Source organism: Acetatifactor muris, from assembly GCF_024623325.1.
GTDB lineage: Bacteria > Bacillota > Clostridia > Lachnospirales > Lachnospiraceae > Acetatifactor > Acetatifactor muris.
Genome location: NZ_JANJZD010000002.1, coordinates 244,260 through 268,333, shown reverse-complemented (window position 1 = coordinate 268,333; position 24,074 = coordinate 244,260). Strand labels below are relative to the sequence as shown.

Here is a 24,074-nt window from a genome sequence, read left to right as displayed (position 1 = left end):
TTTTATCAGTTTATGCCAAATGCTAAATAAAAATGTAAATTCAGGAGGAAATCAACATGCTGGAAGTTGGAACGAAAGCACCGGATTTTGAATTGCCGGACCAGAACGGAAAGATGCATAAGTTATCAGATTATGCGGGAAAGAAAGTGATTCTATATTTTTATCCGAAGGACAATACTCCGGGCTGTACAAAGCAGGCCTGCGGTTTTTCCGAGAGATATCCGCAGTTTCTGGAAAAAGGGGCGGTAGTACTGGGCGTCAGCAAGGACAGTGTCACCTCTCATAAGAAGTTTGAGGAGAAATACGACCTTGCCTTTACCCTGCTTGCGGACCCGGAGCGGAAGGTAATTGAAGCCTATGATGTCTGGAAGGAGAAGAAGAATTATGGCAAAGTATCCATGGGAGTGGTCCGGACCACTTATCTGATTGATGAAAAGGGAATTATTGTCAAAGCGAATGATAAGGTGAAGGCAGCAGATGACCCGGAGAAGATGTTGGGAGAGGTTTGATGAAGATCATATTATCGCCGACGAAGAAAATGATAGTCGATTCAGACAGTCTGGCACCTTCAGGGGTGCCGGAGTATTTAAATCAGGCAGAGGAGATTCTTGACTGGTTAAAAGGACAAACATATGAAGCGTTAAAGAATCTCTGGAAATGCAATGACAGAATCGCCGGGCTGAACTTCGAGCGGCTGGAACACATGGATCTGCGGCATAATCTGACGCCGGCAGTGCTGGCCTATGAGGGAATCGCCTATCAATATATGGCACCAACGGTGTTCGAGACTGGCCAATATGATTATGTCCAGGAGCATTTGCGGATACTGTCAGGATTTTACGGCGTGTTGAAACCCATGGACGGGGTGACGCCGTACAGACTTGAGATGCAGGCAAAAGCATCCGTGGCCGGGCATAAAGACTTGTATGAACTGTGGGGAGGCAGGCTATACAAAGCAGTCCGGGACGACAGCGGAATTATCATAAATCTTGCTTCCAGAGAGTATTCGAAATGTATTGAGAAATACCTCCGGGAAAGAGACAGATACATTACAATTACATTTTGTGAGCAGGCAGAAGGTAAGCTTGTCACAAAGGGCACTTATGCAAAAATGGCCAGAGGCGACATGGTCAGATTTATGGCGGAAGAAAGGCTGGAAGACCCTGTCGATATCCGAAAATATAACAGGTTGGGGTATGTGTTCAGAGAGGAATTGTCCACAGAAACAGAATATGTTTTTGTTATGAACGGATACGAAAAGATACTGCAAAATCTGTAAACTGCAGAAGCTGGGCTGCAGAAGCGATCATGCTTTTTCATTTTATTCCTTTCTACACATGCAGTGCGTGCTGAAATCAGCTGTTGAAATCATAGGCCTTTGCCTGCAGATGATACATTTTGGCGTAATTCCCGTTTTGCGCCAGCAACTCCATGTGGGTTCCGGCCTCTATTATACTGCCGTTATCAAAATAGTAAATTCTGTCCATCTCCTTCATAAGGGAAAGGCGATGGGAGATGAAAATGAATATCTTGTCCTGGCAAAAATCCAGAATACTGTGATTGATACGAGCTTCCGAATAAGGATCTATGGCTGCGGACACCTCATCCATAATGATGACCTGCTTTTCGTTCTGTGCAAATACTCTGGCCAGAGACAGCTTCTGGCTTTGACCGCCGGTCTTCATATTGTCTCATTTTCTGCTGTATAATTTGCCTTGCAATTTTATTGCCCGATTTTTATCATGTGGTTTGCTCTGTATTTTCTGTTGTCTGAATTCCCTCGTCCGGTGACATAAATGTTTCCTAAATTTCTGCCTCCATCCCGTCCCAGACCAGTTCCATTCCCAGCCTTTCCGCACATTCGGCCAGATATCGGTATCCCCCTGTGCCGTGGGAAATGTGAGTACACAGGAACCGGGTGTTCGCGTCTGCAATCCCCATGGAATTCAGCCGTTCCTGAATAACCCTATTGTCTCTGAGGCCCATGTGGTACGTGTCTGTGACGTTTTTGGCCCCCAGGGTACAGTCCATAATGACGCAGTTTAGGTGTTTTCCGTTCAGAAATGCGTATGTATCCTCTGTGAGATTTCCGGTGTCGGTGGCATACAGGACACTTTTTCCCTCTTTATCCTCTATCAGATAAATGAATGCCTCTTCTCCCGGTGCATGGATGGCAGGCAATGCGGTGACGCTGTAATTACCTGCCTGTAACGTTTCAAAGGGATGTACTGTCTGCATACAGCATGCCTCTTTTATGCCTGCGGCCTGACAGCCTTCCAGCCGGGTACATATCTTCTGTGCGACTTTTTCGTTGCCATAGGCATAGAGCACAGGCTCAATCATTTCTCTGCCGAACCATGCGCCCCGAAATCCCAGCAGCTTTTCTTCCAGGTGGTCGCAGTGAGAATGGGTGATGAAGAGATATTTTACCCGGGACAATTCGATCCCATAGAGTACGGATTTCCAGTATGTCTCCGGCCCCATATCGATGAGCAGATCGCGGTTTACCAACAGCTGAGATCTGCTGCGGAGCTCTCTGCCTCCCAGCTTTCGGGCTTCCATGCAGTCAGGACATTGACAGAATGCGCCGGGAACCCCTTCCGAGGCTCCCGTGCCCATAAATGTAAGAATCATGATGATACCCCCGTGTCAGGATAGAAATGTTTTAAACGCTTTGCAATATGGCGCTGAACATTCGGATTATTTTGCCGCATCATACAGAGAAATCAAATATTTCCCCAGCTGCAGCGAGTAGGTCAGCAGGGCGTCGATGACCGGCTCCGGAACCCGCTCGGCTGCTTTGTGGGTCTCATAGGCAAATACGCCTTTGTAATCGATTTTCTTCAGCGTCTTCATAATCGGTTCCCACTCAATAGTACCATGGCAGGGCAGAAGATGGTGGTCGCTGTCCGCATAATTATCCTGTACATGAGTGGCAATCAGGCGTTCCCCCATCATTTCCAGGGCCTGAGGCTGATTCCAGCCCATCATGTTGGCATGGCCGAAATCCCAGCAGATGCCCACATTGTCATACTGCTCTGACAGCCGGTCCACAATTTCGATTATTTCCTCCGTCCTTGCGGCAAAGCGGTCTCTCCTGCATTTCCGCGAGGGATCTGTCCTGTCGAACATGTTTTCCACCGCCACGGACAGGCCATAACGGGCGGCCAACTCCAGATGGGGTTTGTAATATTCCATGTTGTCTTCAAGACATTTGCGGAAATTGTTGTCATAAAGGTGAAATCCTGCATGAATGACGATGGCTTTCACGCCCAGTTCTCCGGCCGCCATAATGGAGCGGCGCACAATTTTCTCTGTGTGTTCTCTGTCCGGGTAATCCTTATCCAGCACATTATAAAAGGGGGCATGTGCCTGACTGGCGGTCATGTTCAGCCCTGCCAGCAGTTCTTTCATCTCCAGGACCCAGTCATGCCAGTTGTCCGGTTCCAGTTCCTTACATTTTCCCTTCTCCTGGGTATCCTTTTTGGTCAGGCAGAAATTAAGGTCGATATCTTCATATCCTATGGCATGCAGCTTTCTGATGCAGTCGGTCATTGGAACTTCTATTCCGCCGGGACGATGTCTGTAGAATCCTGTGGTAGTTGATAGTTTCATATATAGCTTCCTTCCTTTCCGCAATCCTATATTGCCCCCAGCCACCTGAGTGCATTCCATATGCCGTCCTCCAGCACATCCGTGGTGATAAAATCTGCCAGAGCCTTTATGTTTTCCACTGCATTTCCCATGGCGATACAGGTACCTGCACACTGGAACATTTCCAGATCATTATTGCTGTCGCCCACGGCTACGGTGTCTGCCATGGGAATCTGCAGTCTGTCCGCCAGAAATCTCATGGCGCTTCCCTTGGAGTATCCTTTGGGTGCAATTTCCCAGAATCCCCGATCTCTGTCGATAAAGCTCAGCTCTTCCCTGAATTGCTGCTGAAAGAGCTCCATTCGCTTTGCTTCCACTTCATTGACAAAAAACTTGTCGAAATTTCCAACCGCTTCTTCCCAGGGGAGACAATCTGACGGATGGCGTCTCCTCATATGATCCTGAAATCTCTCGGACTGGAATTCTGTTAAATTTTTCGCATAATTGTTGTCCGCGCCTTCCAGAAGGGCGTCAATGCCGTATTTTTCCAGGGCCGCCATAATTCTGCGGCTTTCCTCCGGGGGAAAAGTCTCATGCAGCAGGACTTTTTCCCGGTATCTCACCATGGTGCCGCAGCCCAGCAGATAGCCGTCAAAATCCGTCTGTTCCGGAAGCCAGTTCCCCACCATACGCCAGGTTCTGCCCGTATTGACCACACAGATATGTCCGTTTTCCTGTGCTTTGCGGATAGATTCCTTTGTGCTCTCCCCGAGAACCTGGTTTCCTTTGCTGATTAAAGTGCCATCAATGTCAAAAAAGATAAGTTTCTGCATTTTCACAATTCCTGTTGTTATATTCTATTATGGAAATGATTTCGCTCCCATGTCGAAGCAGTTCTGTAATCTGATCCTGGCCGTCATATTGCGGACAGGATTATCCCACGGGATAGGGCAGAGGAAGTACGTATTCCCTGTCTTTTGTAATGAAATGATGCCGTACTCCCAGTTCTTTCATCCATCCCTGTACTTCTACGGTTTTCCAGGGACCGGAATTATAGGGCTCTCCACGTCGCTGGTTATCCCAGAGCCACTGGGGGGTGTTCCACAGGCAGGCTTTCGGAGACACAACTTCATAAAAGCTTTTTTTCACGCCGCTCTGTCCGTGATGAGCCATCTGTACGAAATCTGCCCGCAATTCGCCATGAGGCACAAGAGCCAGCACTCTGTCGCCGGCTTCCTCCCCCAGATCGCCGATGAAGAGAATCCGTTGTCCCTCCGCATCCACCCGGAATACCACGGAAGAATTGTTGATGGTATTCTCTGTGATGGATTCATCCGGCACATACAGCACTTTGATCTCTATGGAATCAACGGTGAATTTCTGCCCGGTTTCAAAGGGCAGGCAGATTTCTCTGTGGGATTCTTTAAATTCATTAAATGCACTTGTAACACGAGCTCCACGGGCACCTGTCTCGTCATATTTCTCATAGAATTCATATGACAGGAATTTGCTGTAGATTTTTTTCACCTTCAGGGGATTCGGCCTGGAGAAAATCTCCAGCAGGGCATTCACATGATCGGAGTGGGGATGTGTCAGCAGCCATAAATCCACTGTGGGTTCGGGACCTCCCAGACGAATCAGGGTGTCCAGCAGATGTCCGGCATCTTTGGCTGTTCCTCCGTCGATGACCACCAGCTTTCCCTCCATACTTTGCAGGACATAGGACATCATTTGGGTATGACTCTGTTCCTGAAGCATATATAATGTTGTTTGCATATTTTCCTCCTTTTATAGGGTCTGCTTTATTCTTCTGCCTTATCTGCGTTGTCTGTATCCTGCCGAACCTGTTCTCTGTATTTTGCAGGACTGACACCCATGGTATTTCTGAATTTTTTGGTGAAGCTGGCCACATCGAAATACCCTACCTGTTCCACAATGTCCTTAATCTTCAAATCTGTGTCCCGCAGAAGGCAGCAGGCTTTCTTAATCCTCCGCTTTGTGACATATTCCAGGAAATTCATGCCGGAACATTTCCGGAAAAATCTGCTCAGATAAGAGGAAGACAGGCTGAATTTCTCCGCCAGCCCGGAGAGGCTGATATCATTGTCATCATAATGAGCATCCACATAGGCCAGAATATCCTGATACAATTCATTACTCTCCTGTACCTTTCGGAATTCTCCATAATGATATATTCCGGAGCGGCCTTTTTCCTGCATACTGTCCCCTACGGCAAGTGCTTCCAGATAGGATGTGCTTATACCATTCAGGTTATCGCAGCAGCTTCCCACGGCAAACAGCCAATCCAGCTCTGTTTTACCGGTTATGACACTGTACAGATCTGTGATTTTCTCTTCCAGGGGGGGCATCTCAGGGTCAGTATTCCACAGCAGAGTCAGACAGCCGTTATTCTCAGGAAGCATCAGAACATGCAATCCTGGAAGGGCCTGTTCTTCGATAAGTGCTTTTGCTGTCTCTGCCTGACTGGCTCTCGTGGGTGACATGCAATACAGTATTATAACCAGAGAGCAGGGTTCACGGAATTCAATATCCTGAACCGCCAGTGTGTCCTGTGCGTGCTCTGCGTTTACCGCACCCAGCAGGAGTGCCTTCAGGATACTTTGGGAATACATTTCTTTATTCTCCTCCAGTTCTCTGGCAATGGTTTTGTTCATCTCTGCAATTCTGGTGACAGAAGTGTGAAGATGCTCCCACTCGCCGCGCTTGACCATCTCCGGCTCGAGGCCTTCCAGAATATTCTGCTGTTCAGGAGATACATGTTCCAGAATGCTCCATAATTTTCTGATGGGCCGATACATCCTGAAGGCCAGCACAATTCCAAATACAATACACAGTACCAGCAGCACAGTAATTACAGCAGCCACCTGATTCTCACTGCGCACATACTTCAGGAAAAACTGCGGTCTTGGTATTACGGCAATATATTTCCAACCGGTAGTCTGGGCCGCTCCCATAATGATAAAACAGGAGATACCGTTAACCTTTCCTGTGTGAATTCCCGGTTCTCTGTAAGTATCTGTCAGCAGCTTTAATGTTTCGGGTGAGAATTCCAGACCGTTTTCCAGCTCAAACTGCAGCTGATCGTCATCATCAAAAAGATAAATGCTTTCATGATACTGTTTATCTGATATATCAAGTATATCTGTAAAATAATTGGATTCCACCAGTCCGACTACAGAACCCAGAGGATGCACGCCGGAATCTACCCACGGGTAAGTAATGGCGATATATTCTTTTGCGTCATATTTTTTGACCAGGTATCCCCCATTTCCGTTGACGCTGAGAGCAAAGGGGTGTCCCTCTGCAATATACCGGTCGAAATCTTCCCTGTTTTCCTCTCCCTGCGGACGGTATCCCATGTTCTTGAAATTGTTCACGGAGATTACGCCATTTCCGGAATACAGATTACCGTCGCCGTTGATATGCAGATACATTTCGTCGAAAAAGCTTACCTGGGCATGATAAATGGCCAGCTTTCGAATGGCGAGGATGGTATCATAACTATTGGTATGAAGGACATATGGAGTTACATCAGGATCTGTGGCAATCTGAATCGCCACCTGTCGGAAGCTTTTCATATCGTCGTCCATGTTCTGAATGGCCTGTCGCAAGGTATATTCCTGAGAAACCGCATAAGCCGCTTCCATCTGGTGCAATCCGTTGGACAGAAAGATTCCAGTCAGCAGAAGAATCGGCGCCAGGATAAACGCCACGAGAGATGCAATATATGAAATGAGTATCCTGGACTGTCTGTTTCTGATTCTTCTGCCGAGCATAATTTCCTCCTGTTATTTCCTGTAATACATACAGGAAGAGCGGACCTGTAATCCACATCTTCCTGTTATTGTGTCACTGATTCTGTAAAAATTCAATCCCTTTATTTCGAGGAAGCCCAGCGATCATAGGCTGTCTGGAGAAGCTCCACATAACGATCAAGCTTTCTGTCATTGAGTCCTTTAATATACTCATCCCAGGTGGCGTCGATATCCAGATCTCCGTTGATCATTTTGGATTCCATGGTCTCCTTGTAGTTCCGCAGGTCTGTCTCAATCAGGCTGATTTCATCATTTTCTTCCTGGGTAAACTTAACCGTTCCAGGCCAGCCTACTTTCAAATAGTCATAGAGATTTGCCATAATATCTGTGGTGAGACGACTGTTGTTCGTAACGGCCTCATCCTCTATAAGAACATAATCCTCTTCCTGATAAATGGTGGTGGAGGTCAAAGCAAGCGTCTGGCCCATGGGGAAGTAACTGTTGCCCGGGGTAACCTCGGCATCTCTCCACTGGCCTACTTTCTCATATTTTTCCCTGTCCCACTCATTCTCCACTTTCACAGTGCCGAATCTGTCGGTTTCACCCAGCCACCAGCCGTACTCGGGATTTGCCGTAAATTCTCCCTTCGGCACACCGCGGACAATGGTGTAGGTTCCTTCTTCGGAATAGAACCAGTCAGCCATGGAAATCAGCTTCTTGATGACAGCTTCATCTGTCACTTTGTTGGTGATAACCAGTCCGCCGTTGAACTGCATATCCTTGGAGGGCCACATTTTCTCACTGTTAAATTCGCTGGTGAAGGGCTCCAGACCCCGGAACTGTATGGACACATTGATGTCCGGAATGTTCAGCCAGGAAGCATAATCCGTGAAGGCGCCATACTTGTCTTCCGCCTGCTTTGCCTTCCGCTGTTCTGCGGTCTGGGTGAAGTATTCCTGATCCAGCAATTTCTCGGAATACAGCTTGTGCATGTATTTCAGGAATTCTTTATAGTTTTCGTGCGCCGGAATGTAGAATACTTTTCCGTTGTCGTCCACCTGATAGTCTGCTCCGCTGGGGTCACCCAGGAAGCCGAAGCCTGCCAGAATGGGAATAAAGGCACTGTAATAGAAGGAATCTTCTTCCTTGTAGGAACCGCCCAGAGGAATCTCGTCTGTGGTGTCGCCGTTCTGATTGGGATCGCCGTCACGCACTGCCACCAGATAATCGTAGAACTCGTCCAGAGTCTCGGGCATTTTCTCGATACCCAGTCTCTCCATCCACGTTTTGTTGATAAACCAACGGTTCTTCGCCATTTCACGGGGATTGGCCGTGTAGCCTCTCAGAGAGTAGATATGCCCGTCCGGGAAGGTCATACCTGCCAGCAGGTCCACATTATCATTTTCCATCGCCGCATACAGATTAGGCATGGTCTCTTTGGAGATGTAATCCTCCAGCGGGAGAAGCAGCCCCTGTGCGCCATAGGTTGCAAGCTCTGTATCTGTCAGATCATTTAAGAATACCATGGGAAGGTCGTTGGTGGCAAATGCCAGACTTTCCTTTTCTGACCATGCATCCTTTATAATCTGGTCTACTTTGAAACGGATGCCGCAGGTCTCTTCAATCTTGTCCATCAGCCAGTAATCATTCCAGTCGCCCTGACCGGATTTGGTGGCCACCATCATGGTGACTTCTATGACTTCATCTGACTCAGGGGTCTCGGCCTCGCTGCTGTTTTCAGCAGAGCTGCTCCCGGAACTGCTTTCAGCAGAGCCGCTTTCACTTGCCGGGGATGAGCTGCCGGAATCATTGTTTCCGCAGGCTGCCATGGATAGAACCATTGAGCCTGCCAGAAGAGCCGCCAACAATTTTCTCTTCATAAAATTACCTCCTACTTATGTTAAAATGTGTATAGTTGCCAACCGGACTGATGATATGTATTATGTCCGGGTAAAACCTGATGTTATTACTATCCTTTCACGGAGCCTATCATGACACCCTTCACGAAGAATTTCTGCAGGAAAGGATAGATAATCAGCATGGGCAGGGAAGCTACAACGATAAGCCCATATTTCATGCTCTGAGCCATTCTTGCCCTTTCAATCATGGATTCCAGCTCATCACTGTTTACGTCAATAGCCTGATTCAACACCAGAATTTCCCGTAAGAAAATCTGCAGAGGCTGTTTATTTTTATCTTTCAGATAGATTAAGGCATTGAAATAACTGTTCCAGTGTCCCAGGCCGTAATAGAGGCTCAGGATTGCAATAACCGGTTTGGACAACGGTACTATAATCCGGAAAAAAGTTCCGAAATCATCACAGCCGTCGATTCTGGCTGACTCCTGCAGTTCTCCGGGAATACTGCCCGCGATAAAGGAACGGGTGATGATGACGTTGTACATGGATACCAGTCCCAGTACCAGCAGAGTATACCATTTATCATACAGGCCGATGTTGTTGACCACGATAAATTTCGTAATCATGCCGCCGCTGAACCACATGGTGAACATCATATACAAAGTGATAAGCTTTTTCCCGTACAAGTCCTTACGGGACAGCGCATAACCTGCCATCATGGTGACCACCAGATTCAGAATGGTTCCCACCAACGCATAGAAGAGACTGTTGCGGTAGCCGATCAGTACCCAGCTGTTTTTCAAAATCTGTTTATAGCCTTCAAGGTTGAAGCCTTTGGGAAAAAGCAGCAATTTTCCGCTGTTGACCGCCGTGGGATCGCTGATGGAGGCGGAGAGTACAAAGAGCAGCGGGTACAGGGCAACCAGACCGAACAACAGCAGCAGAATGTTAATTGCCCAGTTGAATACCCTTTCCATGCCTCTTTCCCGGATTTTTGATGGCTGTGTCTTTTCTTTCATTTATGTTCCTCCTGATTAAAGTCGCTGCGCGACAGCACTAAAGAGTAAAGTATCTTCGGCACACCTCTTATGAGAGAAACTTTCATTCGAAAGTGCACTCATGAAAGTTCCTCTCGTGCGCCATCGATACTTTACGTTCCGAGTCACAGACGAACTTAGAACAGACTCGTTTCGCTGACGGTGCTGGAAATCTTATTCACGATCAGCAGCAGAATACAGTTGATAACGGAATTAAATATGTCAATGGATGTGGTATAGCTGAATTTCGCTCCCAACAGACCTGTTTTATACACGTATGTGGAGATCACTTCCGACACAGGCAGGTTCAGCGAATTCTGAAGGAGGTATACCTTCTCAAAGCCCAGACTCATCATTTTGCCCACTTCCATAATCAGCAGAATAATGATGGTAGGAGCAATTCCCGGGATATTGATGTGCAGGATTCTCCGGAACCGGGAGGCGCCGTCCACACGGGCTGCTTCATGCAGGGAAGGGTCAATTCCTGCCAGTGCGGCCAGGTAGATGATAGAGGACCATCCGGTGGTTTTCCAGATTTCCGAAATGATGTAAACCGGCCGAAACCATCCTTCCTGTCCCATGAAATCAATGGGCTGACCTCCCAGCGCCTGGATCATGGTATTGATGACGCCTGTGGAAGGAGAGGTGAAGCTGATAATCATACCGCACAGTACAACGGTGGAGATGAAGTGGGGCGCATATGTCAGATTCTGTATTATCTTCTGAAATTTTGCATTGCGGGCTTCATTCAGAAGCAGCGCAAGAAAAATAGGAAAAGGAAAACAGAACACCAGCCGCAGTACATTCAGCAACAATGTATTTCTGATGAGAACAGAAAATTGCGGTGAGGTCACAAAATACTTAAAGTGTTTCAGACCCACCCAGGGGCTTCCGGAAAAACCCAGTCCCGGCAGAAAGTCTTTAAAAGCAATCTGCATTCCATATAATGGCATATAGTCAAATACAAACAGATAAATCAGTGCCGGAAGCAGAAGTACATATAATTGCCAGCTGTGACGTATCCCCTGTCCGAATGACATGCCTTTTTTCTTTACGACGGCGCTGCCGCTTTTTGTTTTTGCCATCTTTTTCCTCCTGTCCCGATTTGGTCAATGCGTACATTAACCATAGTTTATTGTGAATTTTTTGTAAATATTTCATTTTTTCAAGTAGGTTATTTTTGACAAATTGTGCTATTTGCACAAATAAATCCATTGGATTTAAGCGTATATGATGTGCATATGATGTCCGCCAGCTCGCAGGGTGAAGAACAGAACAATTCAGGGAAATCTTCATCAAACTGTTCTCTGCAGGTGGCGCCGGATAACATGGCACAGAAATCTGCGCCCGCGTTCCGGGCGGTCTCCTGGTCTACCAGACTGTCTCCTACATACAGCACATCCTGTACCGTTAAGCCCATTTTCTCCAGGATGGAGAACAGTCCCCGGGGATCCGGTTTGGGAGCCGGCATTTCATCCGCGCCGAAAACCATATCGAAATATTGCGTCAGGTTATACTTGTCCAGGGAGGCCAGTATCAGGTCCCTAAGCTTCAGGGAGAGAATACCCAGCTTCAGCCCCTGCTCTTTCATCCGTTTCAGGCTTTCCTCCAGCCCCGGGAAAAAGGTGGTCCTTTTGCACATTTCCTGTCTGCAGAGGGCCCGGTAATATTCTCTGATTATGAGAATTTTTTCCATATCAGTCTCTTTTGTGAGAAAGCGAAGCATGTCTGTCTGTGTGTGGCCAATCATGGTAACTACCTGTTTATAAGGCTGTTCAGGGTATCCGAAATGCTTTGCCGTCTGATTCAGAAGGGATACAATAATGGGTCCTGTGTCCGCAATGGTCATGTCATAGTCAAATACCAGTGCTTTGTACTTTTTTTCCGGTTTCTGCATGTTTCCTCTCATTCCGCCGCGTGAGCGACATTTCAATTTGGGAGAACTTTGAGGCATATGGTACCGCGTAGTTGATTTCACTTGGTACTGTGTAATCATTCAGTGATACCTGCCGCATTTTGGCCGTAAGGACGGCAGATGTAATGTATGTAAACCATAGAGTATTATGTGTTTTTTGTAAATATTTCGTTTTTTTCGGTATGCTGTTTTTGACAAATAGTACATTTTGCACAATTCTTTGAAATGTTTTTTGGAGAAAATATACAAAGCACTTTTTCCGGGTTCTTGTATTTGCAATCTGGTAACGGCAGAGATTTTAAGGTATAATAAAAAAGTCTGATGTGTGTTGAGAATAGTGTATGGCAAAAGCTCTTGTAAGGCGGCGTGGATTATGTGGTGATTATGGCATCGGATAAAGAGGGAAGATACCTTTGTGTCAGGCAGTTTCGACAGAGAAGCCGTGAGGAAAAATGCCGCAGGGCTGCGGAGCAGAGTCTGGATGGGACGGAGTTCCTGCATGTCAGGAAATACTCTGCGGACGAGATAGAGAAAATGATAGAGAAAGGCGAATTTCAGCAGGCGATACACATCATGGACTGGCTGCTGGTGAGGCGGCGGGGAACAGGAGGACATAAGAATGCGTGAAGAGATTTTTACCTATATAAAAAGGAAATACAAAACCACACCGGAGTACCTCTGGGCGAAGGATAACACCAGTGCTGTCTTCCGCCACAGCGACAACAGGAAGTGGTTTGCGCTGGCCATGTGCGTAGGCAGGGATAAGCTGGGACTTTCCGGAGAAGGATATGTCGATGCCCTCAACCTGAAAATAGACGATATGATGCTGCGGGACGTACTGATACAGGAACAGGGAATCTTCCCTGCCTATCACATGAATAAGCAGCATTGGATTACGGTGCTTCTGAACGGTACTGTAGAGAAGGATAAAGTCTGTGACTTGATCGATATAAGCTATGCTGCCACTGCGTCGAAGAAAAAGAAGGAGAAAATCCGCCCGCCGAAGGAATAGATTGTTCCGGCGAATCCAAAGTTCTATGATATTATACACGCCTTTGACAAAGCGGAGGTGATCGACTGGAAGCAGGGCAGCGGCATTAAGACCGGCGATACGGTTTTCCTGTATGTGGCTGCCCCGGTATCAGCGATTCTCTATCAGTGCAAGGTGATGGAGACAGATATTCCTTACAGGTATCAGGATAAAAATCTGACAATCAGTATGCTGATGAAAATCAAACTTCTGAAAAGATATGATTCCGGAAAGTTTACTTTCGACAGATTGAAAAAGGAGTTTGGCATATATGCGGTGCGCGGGCCCAGAGGAATACCGAACAGTTTAAAATATGAGCTGAACCTGTGAAGGAAGCGAGTCAGCTTTCAGCGGAGCGCTGCAGGTCTGAATTCCCGGGAACAGGAAGAAACTCATTTTTACAATAAATAAAGTATGAAATTCCGGCCATTATAAATTCTGTGATACAAAATGCCCACCAGACACCTTCTGCTTTCAAGGCTCTGCTCAGCAGAAAGGATAACGGCATAATGATTACAATATAACGCAGTAAGGAAATGCAAAGAGACGGGACACCTTTTCCCAGTCCCTCTAAAGCGCCGGAACAGGTAACCGATACCGCTGATATTACGAAGCCAAGGCTGATAATACGCAACGCCGTCACACCATTTGCAAGTGTCTCCGACTGGTTGGTAAACAATCCCATCAGCCACGCCGGGACAGCCCGGGAAAGCACCATTCCCACTGCCATGACACCGGCGGTAAGGGCCAGAGTGGTATGGAAGATTTTTCGCACTCTTAATTTTTCTCCGGCCCCGTAATTGTATCCCATCAGCGGCCGAATCCCCTGGATGATGCCGTTAGCAGTCAGGTAGATAAAGGTCTGCAATTTATAATAGACGCCCAACACAAGTACATATTTATCCGAAAATTCTGCCAGTATCCCGTTTAATACCGAAATCAGCAATGAGGGCAGCGCCAGGTTCAGAGTTGCCGAGATACCGATGGAATATAGCCTTGCCGCTATGTTTCGATTGGGACGGAGAGCAGTTCTTTTCATTTTTACAGGTATGGAAGCCGTTTTGTAGAAGATTAGATATACGGCAAGGGTTATCACCTGCCCGATGCCGGTAGCATAGGCGGCTCCTGCAATTCCCATAGCCGGGAATACACCTGCTCCGAAAATCATCAGAGGATCCAGAATAATATTTGCCATACAACCGCACATCATACTGAACATGGAGATCTTCATTTTCCCCACTGCCTGAAAAAGCTTTTCAAATACCAGACCTGATGTGATAACCGGCGCAAACAGGAAAACTCGTCCGGAATATTCCAGCGACATGGAAATCACAGTCTCATCCGAGGAAAACAGATGCAGAAATCCAGGCATGACTGCCGTACATACCAGGGCCAATACAATCCCATGAAAAAGATTAAGCAGTAATCCCTGCGTTGCGGCTTTATCCGCATTTTCCTGGTCTCCGGCTCCCAGGTACAGTGCAATGACAGCATTGATTCCAATGGCAAAGCCGATGGCGATAGCATTTATGATATTCTGCACCGGATAAACCAGGGCCAGAGCCGTCATGGCTTCTTCATTTAATTGTGCCACGAAATAGCTGTCCACGATGTTATAGAGAGCATTTACTGCCATGGATATTACCATTGGCGTGGACATGGACAGCACAAGGGGCAATATCTTTTTTTCTTTCATAAAAGTCTGTTCCATAAAATATTCTTCCTTTCTGCGTGGTGGATTCCTTTTGAATATTAAGGCAAATCTGAACCTGGTGAGAAAACCTGTCAGGAATAAAAAAAGCCACACAATTGTCTTCCGGCAACTGTGTGGCGAAAAAAGATTCCTCTTGAAAAATCCACTCCCCGTAGGGTTTGAATGCATTATGCCACAGAATAGTATTGCTGTCAATATAAAATAAAACTGAAACACGGAATGAAACACGGAAATCAATCTTCCACAAGCAGAGAAAATAATGTATAATAAGCTTCATGGAGAAGAAACTTAACCAGATCCTGTGTATTTAGCAGATGGAGAAGCGGCAGATGCCGCAGCTGTAAGCAGTGAGGTGCAGACAATGAACAATAAAGTATATGAATATGAATCTTTGATTTACAGCGCAGGAGAAAACGGTGGAGCCTATGTTCATTTTCCCTATGATATCCGAAAGGAATTCGGTCGGGGACGGGTGAAGGTGCATGTCACTTTTGACGGAGAGCCCTATGATGGAAGTATCGTAAATATGGGGGTCAGGAATGACGATGGGAGTATCTGTTATATTATAGGCATGCGGAAGGACATCCGTTCTAAAACGGGAAAACAGCCGGGCGATAAGGTTTCAGTGACTGTTACAGAGCGGGAATGAAGGAGAAGCCGGGTGAAGTTACCAGATGGTCTGAAATAAGCTGCTATCATTGCGGAAACCGGGAAAGAGCTACAAAGGAAAAGCCGAAAAAGCGGGAGGAAAAAGATATGGAGCATAAAGGCACGAAGAGAATCGAGACAGGACGGCTGCTGCTGCGGGCATTTCAGCTGGGGGATGCGGAGCCCATGTACCGCAACTGGGCTTCGGACCCGGAAGTGACGAAATTTCTGACCTGGCCCACACATAAAAGTGTAGAGGTGTCACAGGCGGTAGTGGACAGTTGGGTGAAGGAGAGTGCCGGGGCAAAATATTATCAGTGGGCCATTGTGCCAAAGGAGCTGGGAGAGCCTATCGGGAGCATCAGCGCTGTGAGGATAAACGATGAGACAGATTCTGCCACCATTGGCTATTGTATCGGCCGGGCCTGGTGGGGGCAGGGTATTGTGGCGGAGGCACTGGGGGCGGTCATTTCCTTTTTCTTTGACGAGGTGGGGGCAAACTGTGTCAATGCCTGCCATGATCCCCGCAATCCCAATTCCGGTAAGGTGATGAGAAAGAGCGGTATGACTTATGAGGGGACATGGAGAGCCGGCGGTGTGAATAACCAGGGCATCTGCGACGAGGTCTGGTATTCTGTTCTGAGGAAAGAGTACGAGGCGGCCCGGGAGAAGGGGAGCGAGATACAAATATACGCCGAGCAGATAACAGCGAAAGCAGAAAAGGCATCTATATCACGCCAGATTCTGGAGGCGCTGCCGGAGTGGTTCGGCATTCCGGAGGCCAGAGAGGCATATATTAACGATAGCCGGGAACAGCTGTTTTTTGCTGCTTTTGACAAGGCGAGCAGGCAGCCGGTTGGTTTCCTGTGCCTGAAGGAAACGGGGAAGGAGACAGCGGAACTGGCTGTAATGGGTGTGTGCAGAGAGTATCATCGTCAGGGAATCGGCAGAGCGCTTTTCTCCGGAGCGAGGAAATGCGCAGAGGAGAAGGGATATGAATTCCTGCAGGTGAAAACGGTGCAGATGGGGCATTATGAAGAGTATGACGCCACCAACCGTTTCTACCAGGGGCTGGGATTTAAAGAATTTGAAGTATTTCCTGCCCTGTGGGGAGAGCAGAATCCCTGCCAGATTTATGTGATGGGTTTGAAGGGAATCTCATAATGTCTGGTAAAAGTATGCCTGTGTGGCAAAAATAAGTAAAGGTTATGGTAAGATGAACAGGATAAGAAAACGGCAGATGATACGGAAGATGAGGAATAACATTGTTGTACTGGCGATACTCGTTTCTGTAATTACGCTTTGTACAGGTATTCTGCGCAGTTCTCTGCAGGAGAACGCGGACAAGATGGGACTGGCACTGGTAGAAAACTGCTCTTCGTCAGAGGAAAGCAATATAAGAGCCTGTGAGTCCATATTGACCATCAGTGTCAATTATCTGGAGGAGAGGGAGAAGGATAATGTCTCCATAGAGGAGCTGAGAGAAGGCCTGTATCCTTTTATGAATGGTCTGACGGAACTGTATGGTGCGGAAAACATTCAGATTTATGGAAAAGCAATCGGCGGAACACAGATGGTGTCAAATATTCCGGAGATTGAAGCCATGTGGGACTATAATGTGAAGGAAATGGACTACTATAAGGGGGCAATGGCTGCCGACGGAGAAATCTATATTTCGCCTGCTTACACAGATACAGTGACTGGCCTTCCGGTAGTTACCATGTGTAAGGCCATTCCATCCACAGGAAGTTTTCTGGCCATAGACATGATGTTTTCCTGCTTTGAGATGAATAATTCGAACCTGATGCTGCCCAGGGATGCATCCTATTACCTGCTGGGCAGAGAAGGAACTTTGATTTATTATAAGACTCTGGCGGATCGGCAGTATGAAGAGTGCCAGGAACTGGTAAATGACTTCATGGAGAAAGTGAATCATGAAGAAGATGAGCATGCGCTGGTGAATGTTACGGCGGCAGACGGAGTGACACGCAATGTGTATTTTCACCACATGGACAATGGCTGGATAACCATACTGACCATACCTGAAAGGGAAGTTCTCTCCGGCATGGATACTTTTAACTACATAAGTGTTGTGCTTGTCCTGCTGGGTGTTGCACTGGTGATTTTCCAGATAATCCGGGACTATAATCAGGAAAAAAAGAGTCAGAAACTGGTGGAAGAACGGAATCTGATTGCAGAGCGCAACCGCATTTATCAGAATGCAATGAATGGCACGGCCAGGGCCTACCGGGCAATCTATTACGTAGATATCCTGAAAGGCAGATATGAGATGCTTTATCCGCACAGGGGCAAGGAGTCTGAGTGCGGGGATTATGATAATGATTTTATGGTAAGTCGTTTCGAGGCCAGAACCGTTGCAGAGGAGCACAAAGAAGAGGTACGGAAATTTTTCGTGATGTCCAACATTCTGAAACGGCTTGAAACACAGGACCATATTGAAGTGCAGTACAGGAGACTGAACGAAGATGACAGATATGAATGGTGTTCCGCAGCGCTTACCATAGCGGAGACGGAGAATGACAAACCTTCTGCGCTTACCCTCACGATTCGCAGTATTGACGAGATTATTCACAGAGAGGAAGAACAGAAAGAGATTCTGACTCTGGCTGCCGAGCGCGCGGAGTCCGCAAATCGTGCAAAAAGTGATTTCCTGTCTCAGATGAGCCATGACATTCGGACGCCCATGAATGCCATTCTGGGTATGACTGCCGTTGCGGCCATGCATATTGACGAGAAAGAGAGAGTTTTGGACGCGCTGGGGAAGATAACGATTTCCAGCAAACATCTTCTGGGTCTGATCAATGAAGTGTTGGACATGAGTCGGATTGAAAGCGGAAAAGTCAGACTTACAGAGAACGGATTTAATTTGTCCGATACGATTGAGAACCTGTTGACAGTATTTCATTCCCAGATAGAGGCAAAGGGGTTGGAGTTCAGCGTCGGCATAGCGAAAATGGAGCATGAAGATGTGGTTGGGGACGAACAGAGACTGCAGCAGATTTTCATGAACATTATGGGCAATGCCGTTAAGTTTACACCGTCAGGAGGCAGAATCAGTATCCAGATTGAAGAGAAACCTTCCCATATAACGGGCAGCGGCTATTATGAATTTACTTTTGAAGATACCGGCATCGGCATGGAACAGGACTATATTCATAAGATTTTCGAGCCTTTTTCCCGGGCGGCGGATTCCCGCACCGGTAAGATAGAGGGAACAGGGCTGGGTATGTCCATAGCGGTGAATATTGCGCGGATGATGAACGGAGATATCAGGGTAGAGAGTACGCTGGGCAAGGGTTCCAGATTTACGGTTACAGTCTATTTGAAACTGAATGATATCACACAGGCGGATATCGATGCATTGACGGCGCTTCCGGTTCTGGTGGTCGATGACGAGGAGGCGGCCTGTGAAAGTGCCTGTGAGACTTTAAACAGTCTGAACATGAACGCGGAGTATGTGCTTGACGGGAATGCCGCCGTGAAGCGGATTGTGGAGGCCAGAGCGGACAGGAAAGATTTTGCGGTGGTAATTCTTGACTGGAAAATGCCGGGAAAAGATGGTTTGGCTACGACAAAAGATATCCGTGATGCGGTGGGGAATGATATTCCGATTATTATTCTATCGGCTTACGACTGGTCCGATATTGAGTCGGAAGCGCTGGAAGCAGGTGTGGATGCCTTCATTGAGAAGCCGTTATTCAAATCCAGACTGACGAGAGTGCTGAAAGATGTCCTGGGCCTTGGCAGTGAGGAAAAGCAGGCTACGGCGCTGGAAACATTCCGGCAGCAGGATTTCTCCGGCAGGCGGGTTCTCCTTGTGGAAGATAATGAGATTAATATTGAAGTGGCGTCAGAGCTTCTGGATGTGGTGGGGATTCAGGTGGAACAGGCATTAAACGGTCAGCTTGGGCTGGACAGTGTGCTGGAGAACAGACCGGGTTATTATGACCTGATCTTTATGGATATTCAGATGCCGGTCATGAACGGATATGAGGCTGCCAAAGCAATCCGCGCGTCCGGCAGGGAAGATCTGGCGAAGATTCCGATTATTGCGATGACTGCAGATGCTTTTGCAGATGATATCAGAAAAGCGGAAGAGGCAGGAATGAACGGGCATATTTCCAAACCGGTGGACATCGAGAAGCTGGAGGAAGCGCTGAGGACATGGATTAAGTGATGATGATTGAGATAAAAGACACCGGAAAAGCGGCCCCATTGTTTGAAGGATGGCAGGAGACTCTGATATGGTCCTGCCTTGGGGCAGTGATTCTGAAGGATGGACATCCGGTTTCCGGGGCTTCCTCTTATTCCGGTTATCAGGGAGGAATTGAGATTGAGATTGATACTCGGGAGGATTACCGCAGAAAAGGACTTGCCACTGTCTGCGGAGCGAAGTTGATTCTGGAATGTCTGGACAGAGGCTGGTATCCCAGCTGGGATGCGCAGAATAAGTGGTCTGTGGCGCTGGCCCAAAAGCTGGGGTATCATTATGACCGCGAATATACGGCTTATGAGGCCGTACGGTGAATTTCCTCTTATTATGTTGCCGGGGAAGAAAGGGAAGGGATGAGCAGACTGAGATTGGAGAGCAGTTATGAAAGTGGACCGTTTGATTGGAATTCTTTCAGTTTTATTACAGAAGGATACCGTTACCGCGCCGTATCTGGCAGAGCGCTTTGAAGTGTCCAGACGCACTGTCAACAGGGACATTGAAGCCCTGTGCAAGGCGGGGATTCCCATAGTGACCAGGCAGGGAACAGGCGGCGGCATATCCATTATGGAGAATTATAAGATAGATAAAACGCTGCTCACAACGACGGAAATGCAGGATATTCTGGCGGGGCTGGGAAGCCTGGACAGCGTCAATGAAACAAAACGCTATGCCCGGCTGAAGGAGAAGCTTTTTGTGGGGGCCTCTGACTTTACGGAGGAAGATGACACAGAGAGAAAGCCATCTGTTCTGATTGACCTGTCTTCCTGGTATAAGGATGCACTGGCCTTTAAAATTGAGCGGATACGAAATGGAATCGACCATTGCAGGGAGCTGGAATTCCTGTATTTTGCGCCCGGAAGCGAGAGTATGAGGAGAATTCGGCCGTATTACCTGGTCTTCCGGTGGACAAGCTGGTATGTGTGGGGATGGTGCTGTCTGCGGGAAGACTTTCGGCTGTTCAAGCTGAATCGGATGGAAAAGCTGAAACTGTGTGAAGAGAGCTTCGAGAAACAGAAAGCAGTGCTGCCGGATTTGGACGATGATAGAATTTTCCCGGGGGAAATCCAGGTAAAAGCAATTTTCGATGCAGATTGCAAATGGAAGCTGGTGGAGGAGTATGGGCTGGGATGCTTTGAAGAACAGGAAGATGGCAGGCTGCTTTTCCATGCGGATTACACGAATAAGGAAAATCTGATTTCCTGGCTTCTGGCTTTCGGCCATAAGGTCTGGCTGTTGGAACCAAAGGAGATTCGGGAGGAAATGCTGGAGATTGTCGAAAAAATGCAGGAAAATTATCAGTGACAAAATGGGAGCTGTTTATGCGGCACTTTTTATGCAATTACGATATCTGTATGTTACCGCTGTCAGCGTGGATGTAGAGGCTTTCGGAAGAATAGAAGGCAATATTAACAGGACAGAGCATGGTTTTATAGGAACAGGGGATTGTATAGGAAAATGATAAGAATAGCGGTCTGTGATGACGATGAGAGAATGCTCGAACAAACGCTGAAATTATTGAAAAGATACAGGAAAGCTCACCTGGTTACGGATGTGTATACCAGTGGGGAAGCGCTTCTGACTGCAGGGAAAACGTATGATATTGTGCTGTTGGACATAGACATGGACGGCTTGAACGGAATAGAGACTGCCCGGCGCATCCGGGAGACGGATAAGGAAGTGAAGCTGATTTATATCACGAATTACAGCGATTATACGATTTTTGCCTTTAAGGTCCATGCCTTTGCCTATCTGCTGAAGCCTCTGAAGGCAGAGGAATTGTACGCGCAGCTGGACGAGGCCTGTGCATACGGGCTGGTTATGCCGGAACCTGAGCTGGAATTTCAGGCGAAGGAGGGAATTGTGCATATTGTGCCGTCCGACATTCTTTGCTTTGAATATCTGAACCGGCAGGTGCTGATGCGCTCCGCAGGGCAGATCTGGCATTTGAAGCGGCGGATTACAGAGCTGGCAGGGGAGATGGAAGGCTATGGATTTGCCGTGCCCCACAAAAGCTTTATTGTGAATTTATATGCGGTTCAGCGCATTCATGGATATGATGTCACGTTGACAGACGGAAGTGTCGTTCCTCTGTCCCAGAAGAAGTCGGCACAGTTCCGCAGAGCATTGAACGAATACCTGGCGGGAGAAAGGGGACGGATGGGATGGAATTCCTGATTTACTTTGGGCTTCCCTGTGTGGGCAGTATTTTTCTGATTGGCGCCATGTTCTATGGGGCTTATCGAATTGCGGGTCAGAAGGGTATCAGCCGGCGTTCCATTGTGATTATTCTGGTATATACGGTGGCAACGGTAGCTTTTTCTCTGCTGGGAAATACATGGGTGAACCTTTCTTTTCTGTTCCTGTTTTGTCTGGTGGCCCGGTGGATATTTGAAAAGCCATGGATTTATTGTCTGTATTATCTGATTCTCTCTGCGGCAGTTTTTCTGACAGATATGTTCATGTCTCTGAGTGTGCAGGTGTTGTGGCTCACAGGGATTCTGTATCTGAATTCCCGGGATCTGGAATATATTCTGCTGGTGGTAAGTACCAGGATGGCAGAATTTATGGTGATTATGCTGATTGTTCTGGTAGTGGGCCGAAAGGCAGGACGGCGTATCACCATGAGGCAGGTGATGATATCTGTTTTGCTGCCGTTGTATTCTATCTTCAACATGTATTGTATGGTGTATTTAATGCAGATTTTTCCCACCGGGTACAGCATGTTCCTGCTTGGGGTGAATCTGATTCTTCTGATTGGACTGAATATCTATTTCTGTGTGCTGGTAGAAACGATGAGCGAGAATCACAGGCTGGAGAATGAGAGAAACCTGTATCGCGCCCAGGCCGAAATGCAGCATCGGTATTATGAGCAGGAGGAACAGAAGTACGAGGCATCCAGAAAAACAATTCATGATATCAGAAATCATATTCTGGCCATGGAGGCGTTGTACAGTGAGGGAAATCCACAGGAAGCGGCCGGGTATGCGGGAGATATCCACAGGATGTTGAACCGTTTCCAGCAGAAATATTATACTTCAGAAAAACTGCTGAATATTATCCTGAATGATAAGGCCCGAACAATGCGACAGACAGGCATACATGAGGACTTTAAAATAGGAGAGCTGTCTCTGGATTTTATGAAGGATACGGATGTGACGGCATTGTTTGCCAATCTGCTGGACAATGCTGTGGCAGCTGCTGCGCAGAGCCGGGACGGATATGTGAAACTGCGGGTAAACAGGGTGCGGGAGTTCTTATCTGTTACCGTGGAAAACAGCTGTGACAGGGAACCGGTGAGGGATGCAGAGCTATTCCGTTCCCGGCGGGTTGGCCATGAAGGACTGGGACTTAAAATTATACGGCAGACCGTTAAGCAGTATGGAGGCGACGTGCAGTTTGACTGGAAGGAAGGCGTGTTTATTGTCCGGGTGATGCTGACTGCGGAGGCTTCCTGAAGGCAATCCTGTCTCTTAGGAGCAATATGCTGTATCTTAGGTAGGGCATATTGCTTTTTTCACGGGGAAATTCTAAAATAAAGGCATACAAGGAGGTGAAAACATGCTGCTATTCAGCCTGATAATTGGAATGGTAATTTGTTATGGGCTGCCCGTTGCCGGGCTGGTTATTCTGGTACGGAAGAAAAAGGGAACAGGGAAGGCTTTTTGCTGGGGAGCGCTTGCCTTTGTGGTAAGCCAGCTGCTCATCCGAATTCCGATTTTGCAGTTGGTGCTTCCACAGTTCACATGGTTTTCCATGCTGCCATTATATCCCTGGGTCTATGGTCTGTTCCTGGGAGTGACTGCAGGGCTGGCCGAGGAAAGTGCTCGCTGGATTGCTGTAAAATGCTTTCTGAAGGAAAAGCGGTCCTTCGAACACGGTCTGGCTTTCGGGCTGGGACACGGCGGGATAGAAGCCATGCTGCTGGTGGGACCCAATATGATTGCGGGAGTGGTGATGACCCTTGCAGGGCAGAGTACATTATTTCCGGCAGACTGGGGAAGCGTATTGACAGCAGGAGCCGAGCGGCTTTTTGCCGTTGCTTTCCATACAGGGGCTTCTCTTCTGATTATGTACGGTGTGCGGGAAGGGAGGGCATTGTGGTACTGGATTCTGGCGGTGGCACTGCATACGGTGCTGGATGCAGCGGTAGTGATTCTGCCCCGGGTATTTGGCGTGGGTATTCTGGGAATAGAGTTCTATGCAGCACTATGTGGGAGCCTGACGCTGATGCTGGGCATATGGGTTTATCATAGAAAGGATAAGTGAG

At 47.6% G+C, this 24,074-nt stretch carries 23 protein-coding genes and 1 pseudogene; 13 read left to right on the top strand and 11 right to left on the bottom strand.

Annotated elements, in window-relative coordinates:
- The first annotated feature begins 56 nt into the window (after positions 1 to 56).
- Complete coding sequence (gene bcp, locus NSB25_RS03110; protein WP_103237764.1) at positions 57 to 509, top strand: thioredoxin-dependent thiol peroxidase; 453 nt, start codon at positions 57 to 59, stop codon at positions 507 to 509.
- Complete coding sequence (gene yaaA, locus NSB25_RS03105; protein WP_103237765.1) at positions 509 to 1,279, top strand: peroxide stress protein YaaA; 771 nt, start codon at positions 509 to 511, stop codon at positions 1,277 to 1,279. The genes bcp and yaaA overlap by 1 nt, the downstream gene beginning before the upstream one ends.
- Before the next feature lie 76 nt (positions 1,280 to 1,355).
- Here the strand turns inward: yaaA and NSB25_RS03100 are convergent, their stop codons facing one another.
- The 10 genes from NSB25_RS03100 to NSB25_RS03055 all read right to left on the bottom strand — a co-directional run bounded on the left by NSB25_RS03100 (position 1,356) and on the right by NSB25_RS03055 (position 12,163).
- Positions 1,356 to 1,685: a hypothetical protein gene (locus NSB25_RS03100; RefSeq protein ID WP_103237766.1), complete on the bottom strand. Its 330-nt coding sequence runs from the start codon at positions 1,683 to 1,685 to the stop codon at positions 1,356 to 1,358.
- Positions 1,686 to 1,803: 118 nt separating this feature from the next.
- On the bottom strand, positions 1,804 to 2,634 hold the full coding sequence (locus tag NSB25_RS03095) for an MBL fold metallo-hydrolase (RefSeq protein WP_103237767.1): 831 nt from the start codon (positions 2,632 to 2,634) through the stop codon (positions 1,804 to 1,806).
- 66 nt (positions 2,635 to 2,700) lie between these two features.
- Positions 2,701 to 3,615, bottom strand: a complete 915-nt coding sequence (locus tag NSB25_RS03090) for a sugar phosphate isomerase/epimerase family protein (RefSeq protein WP_103237982.1) — start codon at positions 3,613 to 3,615, stop codon at positions 2,701 to 2,703.
- A gap of 26 nt (positions 3,616 to 3,641) precedes the next feature.
- Positions 3,642 to 4,427, bottom strand: a complete 786-nt coding sequence (locus NSB25_RS03085; protein WP_103237768.1) for an HAD family hydrolase — start codon at positions 4,425 to 4,427, stop codon at positions 3,642 to 3,644.
- A 100-nt stretch (positions 4,428 to 4,527) separates the two neighbouring features.
- Positions 4,528 to 5,370, bottom strand: a complete 843-nt coding sequence (locus tag NSB25_RS03080; protein WP_103237769.1) for a ComEC/Rec2 family competence protein — start codon at positions 5,368 to 5,370, stop codon at positions 4,528 to 4,530.
- 26 nt (positions 5,371 to 5,396) lie between these two features.
- A complete protein-coding gene (locus NSB25_RS03075; protein WP_103237770.1) occupies positions 5,397 to 7,391 on the bottom strand; it encodes a helix-turn-helix domain-containing protein in 1,995 nt (664 codons plus the stop codon).
- Between the two features lie 101 nt (positions 7,392 to 7,492).
- Positions 7,493 to 9,250 (bottom strand): extracellular solute-binding protein, encoded by a 1,758-nt coding sequence (locus NSB25_RS03070; protein ID WP_103237771.1) that lies wholly within the window; start codon positions 9,248 to 9,250, stop codon positions 7,493 to 7,495.
- A gap of 89 nt (positions 9,251 to 9,339) precedes the next feature.
- Positions 9,340 to 10,248 (bottom strand): carbohydrate ABC transporter permease, encoded by a 909-nt coding sequence (locus tag NSB25_RS03065; protein ID WP_103237772.1) that lies wholly within the window; start codon positions 10,246 to 10,248, stop codon positions 9,340 to 9,342.
- A gap of 155 nt (positions 10,249 to 10,403) precedes the next feature.
- A complete protein-coding gene (locus NSB25_RS03060; RefSeq protein WP_103237773.1) occupies positions 10,404 to 11,351 on the bottom strand; it encodes an ABC transporter permease in 948 nt (315 codons plus the stop codon).
- Between the two features lie 89 nt (positions 11,352 to 11,440).
- Entirely contained in the window at positions 11,441 to 12,163 is a 723-nt protein-coding gene (locus NSB25_RS03055; RefSeq protein ID WP_172454917.1) for an HAD family hydrolase, read from the bottom strand.
- Positions 12,164 to 12,565: 402 nt separating this feature from the next.
- On the opposite strand from NSB25_RS03055, the gene NSB25_RS03050 reads away from it, so the two are divergent.
- Genes NSB25_RS03050 through NSB25_RS03040 form a run of 3 tightly spaced genes read left to right on the top strand, consistent with a single transcriptional unit; the run spans position 12,566 to position 13,541 of the window.
- Positions 12,566 to 12,808: an NUDIX hydrolase gene (locus NSB25_RS03050; protein WP_207656125.1), complete on the top strand. Its 243-nt coding sequence runs from the start codon at positions 12,566 to 12,568 to the stop codon at positions 12,806 to 12,808.
- A complete protein-coding gene (locus NSB25_RS03045) occupies positions 12,801 to 13,193 on the top strand; it encodes an MmcQ/YjbR family DNA-binding protein (RefSeq protein WP_242982255.1) in 393 nt (130 codons plus the stop codon). The genes NSB25_RS03050 and NSB25_RS03045 overlap by 8 nt, the downstream gene beginning before the upstream one ends.
- 57 nt (positions 13,194 to 13,250) lie before the next feature.
- Positions 13,251 to 13,541: an MmcQ protein gene (locus NSB25_RS03040; protein ID WP_103237776.1), complete on the top strand. Its 291-nt coding sequence runs from the start codon at positions 13,251 to 13,253 to the stop codon at positions 13,539 to 13,541.
- Between the two features lie 10 nt (positions 13,542 to 13,551).
- On the opposite strand, the gene NSB25_RS03035 is transcribed toward NSB25_RS03040, so the two are convergent.
- Positions 13,552 to 14,922 carry an MATE family efflux transporter gene (locus NSB25_RS03035; RefSeq protein ID WP_103237983.1) on the bottom strand — a complete coding sequence of 457 codons (1,371 nt, stop codon included), beginning with the start codon at positions 14,920 to 14,922 and terminating at the stop codon, positions 13,552 to 13,554.
- Positions 14,923 to 15,286: 364 nt separating this feature from the next.
- Here NSB25_RS03035 and NSB25_RS03030 point away from each other — a divergent pair, with 364 nt between their 5' ends.
- The 8 genes and pseudogenes from NSB25_RS03030 (at position 15,287) to NSB25_RS02990 (ending at position 24,073) form a co-directional block, all read left to right on the top strand.
- The gene (locus NSB25_RS03030; protein ID WP_103237984.1) at positions 15,287 to 15,574 is read left to right on the top strand and encodes a DUF1905 domain-containing protein; all 288 of its coding nucleotides are present in this window, start codon (positions 15,287 to 15,289) and stop codon (positions 15,572 to 15,574) included.
- 107 nt (positions 15,575 to 15,681) lie between these two features.
- Positions 15,682 to 16,737, top strand: coding sequence for a GNAT family N-acetyltransferase (locus NSB25_RS29150; protein WP_306817535.1), 1,056 nt, complete (start codon positions 15,682 to 15,684; stop codon positions 16,735 to 16,737).
- Positions 16,738 to 16,789: 52 nt separating this feature from the next.
- Entirely contained in the window at positions 16,790 to 19,771 is a 2,982-nt protein-coding gene (locus NSB25_RS03015) for a hybrid sensor histidine kinase/response regulator (RefSeq protein WP_103237777.1), read from the top strand.
- Positions 19,772 to 19,848: 77 nt separating this feature from the next.
- Positions 19,849 to 20,121: pseudogene (locus NSB25_RS03010) on the top strand (GNAT family N-acetyltransferase); the annotation flags it as partial.
- A gap of 67 nt (positions 20,122 to 20,188) precedes the next feature.
- A complete protein-coding gene (locus tag NSB25_RS03005) occupies positions 20,189 to 21,109 on the top strand; it encodes a helix-turn-helix transcriptional regulator (RefSeq protein ID WP_103237778.1) in 921 nt (306 codons plus the stop codon).
- A 153-nt stretch (positions 21,110 to 21,262) separates the two neighbouring features.
- Entirely contained in the window at positions 21,263 to 21,982 is a 720-nt protein-coding gene (locus NSB25_RS03000) for a LytR/AlgR family response regulator transcription factor (RefSeq protein WP_103237779.1), read from the top strand.
- Entirely contained in the window at positions 21,970 to 23,262 is a 1,293-nt protein-coding gene (locus tag NSB25_RS02995) for a sensor histidine kinase (protein WP_103237780.1), read from the top strand. The genes NSB25_RS03000 and NSB25_RS02995 overlap by 13 nt, the downstream gene beginning before the upstream one ends.
- 103 nt (positions 23,263 to 23,365) lie before the next feature.
- Complete coding sequence (locus tag NSB25_RS02990; protein ID WP_103237781.1) at positions 23,366 to 24,073, top strand: YhfC family intramembrane metalloprotease; 708 nt, start codon at positions 23,366 to 23,368, stop codon at positions 24,071 to 24,073.
- The last annotated feature ends 1 nt before the right edge of the window (position 24,074 follow it).